The sequence below is a fragment of the Pelosinus propionicus DSM 13327 genome, from assembly GCF_900114615.1.
GTDB classification, from domain to species: Bacteria; Bacillota; Negativicutes; order DSM-13327; family DSM-13327; genus Pelosinus; species Pelosinus propionicus.
The window spans coordinates 70,510-77,051 of record NZ_FOTS01000023.1; the positions used below are offsets into that span (position 1 = coordinate 70,510).

The 6,542-nt window shown below is 32.7% G+C and carries 6 protein-coding genes, 1 pseudogene and 1 other annotated feature; of the genes and pseudogenes, 2 read left to right on the forward strand and 5 right to left on the reverse strand.

Annotated elements, in window-relative coordinates:
* Positions 1 to 311 precede the first annotated feature (311 nt).
* Positions 312 to 758 (forward strand): hypothetical protein, encoded by a 447-nt coding sequence (locus tag BMZ99_RS13590; protein WP_245754964.1) that lies wholly within the window; start codon positions 312 to 314, stop codon positions 756 to 758.
* 189 nt (positions 759 to 947) lie between these two features.
* Here BMZ99_RS13590 and BMZ99_RS13595 read toward each other — a convergent pair whose 3' ends face one another.
* The 5 genes from BMZ99_RS13595 to BMZ99_RS13610 form a co-directional block, all read right to left on the reverse strand.
* A complete protein-coding gene (locus BMZ99_RS13595) occupies positions 948 to 1,196 on the reverse strand; it encodes a hypothetical protein (RefSeq protein ID WP_090938155.1) in 249 nt (82 codons plus the stop codon).
* 327 nt (positions 1,197 to 1,523) lie between these two features.
* Positions 1,524 to 2,675 (reverse strand): YkvI family membrane protein, encoded by a 1,152-nt coding sequence (locus BMZ99_RS13600; protein WP_090938158.1) that lies wholly within the window; start codon positions 2,673 to 2,675, stop codon positions 1,524 to 1,526.
* 114 nt (positions 2,676 to 2,789) lie between these two features.
* Positions 2,790 to 3,025, reverse strand: a binding site (T-box leader).
* 742 nt (positions 3,026 to 3,767) lie between these two features.
* Positions 3,768 to 3,896: a hypothetical protein gene (locus BMZ99_RS27390; RefSeq protein ID WP_281246801.1), complete on the reverse strand. Its 129-nt coding sequence runs from the start codon at positions 3,894 to 3,896 to the stop codon at positions 3,768 to 3,770.
* 177 nt (positions 3,897 to 4,073) lie between these two features.
* Complete coding sequence (locus BMZ99_RS13605; RefSeq protein ID WP_090938161.1) at positions 4,074 to 4,538, reverse strand: CBO0543 family protein; 465 nt, start codon at positions 4,536 to 4,538, stop codon at positions 4,074 to 4,076.
* An 887-nt stretch (positions 4,539 to 5,425) separates the two neighbouring features.
* Positions 5,426 to 6,028 carry a hypothetical protein gene (locus BMZ99_RS13610; protein ID WP_090938165.1) on the reverse strand — a complete coding sequence of 201 codons (603 nt, stop codon included), beginning with the start codon at positions 6,026 to 6,028 and terminating at the stop codon, positions 5,426 to 5,428.
* Positions 6,029 to 6,353: 325 nt separating this feature from the next.
* Between BMZ99_RS13610 and BMZ99_RS13615 the strand changes: the two are divergent.
* Positions 6,354 to 6,542, forward strand: a pseudogene (locus BMZ99_RS13615) (IS3-like element ISBsp3 family transposase); the annotation flags it as partial.

A 6,542-nucleotide genomic window follows, 5' to 3' on the forward strand; every position in this document is an offset into this window, starting at 1 on the left:
AGATAGTCTTCTTTTTCTAGTTCAAGAACTTCTAGGAATATAGCAGTAATTTTGAAAAAGATCATCTTATAAAGAGGCTTTTTTTTATTCATAATATTAAAACACTAGTATCATCAAATAAAAATAATTGATAAAAAAGCTTATTAACGTAAGTATTGTAAAAATAAGAAATTTAATTATAAGCATCTCTTGAATGTGAACAACACAAAGAGATATTCGTTTTATCCTATAATATTCTAATCAGAGTAACGATGCAGGAGTTTATGCACCTTTGAAGAATTATGTATTTAAATACCAACGGAGGGATATCTGTGAATAAAAAAATAATTGATATGAATTCAGAAGAAGATTTTTTTGAAATTCTTAAAACTAGTTTTATAAAATATAAAACTGAAAATAATAAAAGTATTGAACTGTTATTATTTATTATTATGGGACTAAGCCATTTAAATGAATGGATAGCGCCGGGGTATGCTCCTTTCACAAAGAACGGAAATATAAACGTTCCTAAAACAAAGTATGAGCAATTCTCAAATGATGTCTATCTCACAAATGAGCATAAAATCGTAAGAGAAATTTGCAATAAAGCAAAACGAATTGAATCTAGTGTTAAACCACTAATCAGTTGTACGAGATCATTAGATGGTGCAACTGATTTTGATAATGGCCTTGTTACTAGTTACACGGTAGATGGTAGAGATATTACAGAAATTATGGAAAAGTTAATACGGTTTTATCAAACAAGATGGTTTAATTAACTATTAGTTGCTTGGTCGATACACTTAATAGAAAAATGCTTAGTAAGATCTCTGAAAAAATAGAGAACATCCCATGATGATAGGATTAGTACATAAGAAAAAATCTTCCGTCATTATTTTATTGATACATCTAACAAGTGCTTTTCTTAGGTTTGATATAAAATAAAAAGGTTGCAGCGAAGCAACCTTTTATGAATTTCTGCTAATTATTTTCCGTATTACTTCCGCCACTCGCATATGATCATCATTTCCAACAGGATAGGATGGAGGTCTACGATCTGCTATTTTCCCATTATAAACCATCTGAACTTTTATTACTCTGTGGTTTTCTCCACCCCAAGTTTCAAGTCCTATGGAAACTCGATACTGAGTATTAGGAGGGTGGGGGGGACTTGCTGGTACCATAGCTGCTGCTTCAGGGTAATATACTTTCGCCATATGCTCACACTCATTTCTAATATTAAATGCCTTTGAATTACCTTTAGTATACCTTTAGAAAGTATGATTTTCAAGTTAGAGAGTGAATCTTAACTTAACATTACTAAATATATACTTATCTCCAAACCGCGTAAGTAATAATAGAACAAATGATATAAAAACATGTTGCATATCAAAAATCTTGGCGCAATCATTACAATACAGTAGCTAGTAGCTTACTGCTCGTATGTCAGCATAGGGCCAAAATTAGACGGTGCAAGGATAGCCAGGATTCAGTCGAATCCCTAATGTTCCATGGCAGTAGACTATATGGGTTTGAGTGTTTCTTTAAACTGCTTTATTTAGCCTTTGTTCTCTTCGCAACTTAGCATTTTTTTTGATTTTTATAGTGCCGACAATAATTTCAGGAAGTAAAACAAAGAATAAGCCGATATAACCGACTGAGCCGTATCCTTTGACAACGATATTTGTTAAACCAAATACAGATATACCTGTGCACAGCGCAATGGTGATGAGGGAAATGAAAATTCTACGAGTGCTTAAACTTTTGAAAATATTTCTTTTAATCAATACAGGTTCAAAACGCGCAACAGTAGAAAATATCAAAGATATTGCAGTACCTAACAAAGCCACAAATAAAATAACACTATATAATATCTTTAACCAAGGTAAGTCAAGTTTGGTGGTGACAAAATATACTGGTAGAGTTTGATTGAGAACTTCTGGGGAGAAACCTAATAACATAATACAGATAATTGCCAAAAAAGCGCCGTTTAGAAGGGTGCCAAATAGCATAAATCTATTGCAGTCTTTAGTAGTTTTAATATTATGAGAGACGGATATTATAGGCAATACTGTAAAGGCTTGAAAGCCAATATAGATTAACATATACCAAACTGCGTCCCCAAAACTAGTGCCAAATGTTTCGCGACTAGCTAAAACCTGTTGAAAATTAAATGCTCCCATTTGAATACCTAATACACAAAGTATGAGAAGGGTAATTATTATGAAATAGGTCTTGAGACTTAAGACTTTAACAATTAATTCGCTACCAAATATGGTTAATAACAGTAAAATAGTTCCTACGGTTACGATGCCTACTCCATAAGGAATTCCTAAGGAACTCTTTAATAGAGCACCTGAACCTGCAATTGAAGTACTTACGCCACAAACAATCAACATGATAAATCCCAACTCAAAGATGATAGAAAAATATTTTTGGTAAGGATGAAAAAGGGCATCACAGAAGCTTTTATAATCATAGGTCTTATGATCTTTAGCCAAGACAAGTGCATTACGATGGCCCCAGCCTAAAAGTAGCATAGCAATTAATGGGAGAAAAACTGAGTACCAACCATATTTTACAAAATAGTTAACTTCTTGGTTGCCGGTGGCAAAGCCTCCACCGCTATGCGTTGCAAACCATACCGCTGCCATCGCAAATGATGTTACAATTGAACTGGATTTTTGATTTTTCATAATTATCGTCCTTCCTTTAGTAGTTCTAGTACTTAAGATTTGTGAAAAGATAAGCTATTACATGGTACGACCAAAGAATCTTAGGATATAAAAAAGCCCCTATTGACATATGTCAATAGGGGCGACAATATCGCGGTACCACCCTACATTAGCTCGTAAATCAACCAAACAAAATACAATGGCTGATATCCTATAACGTGGACGCACGCTTTTACCTAAATAAGTTTAATTCTTATATCAGCAAAAGAATTCATGGGTGAGTTTCGCAACAAATATTTGTACCGGTTTTCACCAGCCACCGGCTCTCTGGAACAGAATATTAATTGCTTTTTCCCAATCATTATTTTTATCAATTATAATTTTAGTTGTAATATACGCCTGCAGTCGAAAGTATTATTATAATATTACACATATTGCTCTTTTGTCAATATAATTATAAAAAATATGTAACCTTTAAGTTTGAGTAGTAGTTCTAGTCTTTTTAGATAGGGAAGATGATTCTAACCAGGTAAATGCTTAATATCACTGTCATAGCGTTGAAAATAGCTGAAACCATCAAGAAGGAATCTTTGACTATCATTGATTGTAGCTTGTTCTGTATAGAAAAATCCCTTTTATCTTAGAATGTGGTAATTTTATAAAAGAAAAAAATGAACCACGTCTTGGTGTAACGTGGTTACAAGTGAAATCGATTGGCGGATTAGTTTAAAAAATTAGCAACTGGATGAACACTCATCATTGCAGCAGAAAAATAATAAGAGGATAATTATGATGATAATACAGCCGGAACCGCCGAAACCATTGCGACCGCCTCCAAATCCTAGGCCCATATGTATCCCTCCTTTATCTTCAATTGATATATTGTATGATCGCTAAAACGAAGAGGTGAGTATTCGATAATGTTAATTATTTACAACATAGTGTTGGAGCTGATCTAACACTACTGCAAATTAGTCATTAGAACTTCAAGAGAGTCTAGAATTTGAATTATGGTTGATTGATGAGCGTGATGTTGGACGGGTTAAAGATTGTAGCTAATCGCTGAGAGTAAATAAAAATGGCTGCTCTAAAAAGAACAACCATTTTTATAAACTAGGGATTTTTAGATTTCGACTGTGTTTTATCGATCTGGACACTTGCTTGCTTAGAGTTATCTTTTCGACCACCATAAGTGATTTTTATAGAATTAACAGCAACTTTTTTCCGTTGTATAATATTCATAAAATCCCTCCTAGTATTTGCCTATCTAGAAGTTAATGTTAACTTGGAGAAATGAGATTCAATAATTAGTGATTCTTTATACATAATATGTAATTTGTAAGATAGAGGTGATCTGTTATTAGTTGGATGGCAATTTTAAAAGAAAACCTAAAGGGGGAATGCTAAATTGAGAGAGAGCTATGGTATTTTAAAAAACCATCTGTAATACAGTCTAGAGATGTATAAGGTTATAAATACAGATGACCATGTATGGTAACCAGTCCAATTTATATATTTTATTAGCTGTGTGTAATTCTCCAAGATAATTTCTAAAATAGTGATAACAGAGCAGATGGTAGTATAGTAGCAAAATTTGATCAATTTACCTTTATATTCAGGATAATGCTCATTAAAGAATGCACAAATAACAGGATACGCTAAATATTCAAAAGTAAAACTGGTTCCATTAACACCAGAAAAAAAGCGAACAGGATATTGAATCAAATTTAAATTAGCAACAAATAGTCCTAAAAACCAGGTAATAAATTGCATTACTAAAATAGAAAATTGTGCATTACGTTGTTTTTTTTTAGGAATAAATAAGAAAAAAGAAGCTATTGAGATAAACCATGCTAGATATAAAATATGTACTTCAAAAATCATAGGCTACTCTCCTTAGTTAGTGTAAAAGATATTATTTGGTTTAAGTTAGGTAATTATGCAAATTTGAATCAAAGAGACAAGATAATACTTCCAAAAGTCTGGTTCTTTGGTTGCCTTAATTTAATAACAAGCATGTGATCAGAAGAAAAAGAGGAGAGCAACATTTTAAGGAAAAACGAAGGGCATTAAGCAATGATCTTCTTTTCAGCTCAGTAAATTGATTTCAATACAGAATTTGTTTATAGTATTGAGAGGTTATTTGATAATCCGTATAATCAGCTTTAAAGAATAAACGGCTTTTTTTTGTCTTATTGCTAGTGAAAGAATATAGAGTAAATTTATCCATAGTAAACTGAATCTGCTAAATCGCAAAAGCAATACAATTGATTAGAGAAAGGAAGGAAAAGCTAATTTTTCTCTAATATTGAGGAAGAATTCACTTATGTCAAAGCTGAGCGAGATTATTAAAAAGCGATATCCCAAATCTACATAAAACGGTATACCTAAAAAAATCGGTTTTAAAAAAGCTAAACCACCTTTCACCGATTTAATATCGGAAAAAGATGGCTGGCTAACAGGACTGTTGGTTATTGTTTACTTGACAGGGGGGGAGCTGATAATTGTGTCTTTTTAATTAAATTCTTACATACTCTGTTAATATGATTTTTAGATTGATATTGAATTTATTGATGTTAAAAGGTCAACAAAGGCGGTTTTACATCGAAGGGGGTGATAACCACAACGACTGTAGAAGATGTAAAAAGAATAGACATTTGGTGCCAAAAAATTTTGCAATTGATAGATGCTTAAAATGCGCAACACAATCATGAATCTGGGGAGGCTATGTGCATCCTTCCTAGATTGCTTCTCTGTTTTATTCAAGCCTTCTATTGAAAATTTTTTTGCTTTTTTTTAAGATATTTTTGTTTGAAGTAACGTCCGCGAACTTCTAGAATATCACAGATACCATCGTCAACAATACGGACATAACCTTGTCCAATAAATTTTAACTCTTCTTCTTTGCCAGGTGCTTGTACTTCTTCCCACTTAAACTGTCGCTCTTCATTTGTACCTGGATTCTCCACAAAGATTTCTGCATCTAGGTTTGGTTTCTCGTCACCATTACAAGGCAGTAAACTCTCTTTGAGTTTACTGATAAAAATATCACAGATTGAATTAGGAATATCTAATGCACCTTCTTCATCACCATTGGTATCATCAATGATGAGAAAAAGGGCATTACCATAAATAATTTGATCTTGATCAGGTTCGGGGAAACGGCGATTTGCAGTCAGTTGTAGAGGAATTGCCATATCGTTGAGAAAAATATGTAAGGATAGACCATTACCGACTTCGAATAAGCGAGAACTAACAAAATTTCCACCTAATATACTAGCTATTTCTTCAAGTTGTTTATCAATCGCCGTTGATAGTTTGTACACAGCAGGATCTTTACCTACTTCCATAATGATTGCATTTAAGGTTGTCATTGGTTGCTCCTCATATCATAGTATTTATAAAAAAGAAGTTTTTCAAATGATTATAATTGTAATTAATTTTACTTCACTCGTCAAGCAGCATGAAAGATGTTACCATTGTTTTTGCAGAAGGAGCTTGCGTCTGGTGAGTCGCAATTTAAGTTTTGCTATATATAAGCGATATGCCGAATTGTATCGTTAATGGAAAAAGCAATAAAAGACATAGTCTACCCGTTAGTGAACTGAGCCCCTTGTATTGGACATTTTAGAAAAAGTCCAATACAAGGGGTATTTTTGAGTTTATAATCAATAGTATTAAATCTTTCGGAGGATAATAATGAGCAAGATCTTGTACAACAATTTAGAGCAAAGCCTATTACTGAAAAATTCGAATGTGATTAAAGTATCTGACCGTTCCATATCCTATCATACTGATTTTAAAGTTAAAGCTGTTCGAGAGTATTTAACCGGAAAAACACCTAATCAAATTTTTATCGAAAATGGATTTAATCTTGAACTTATAGGA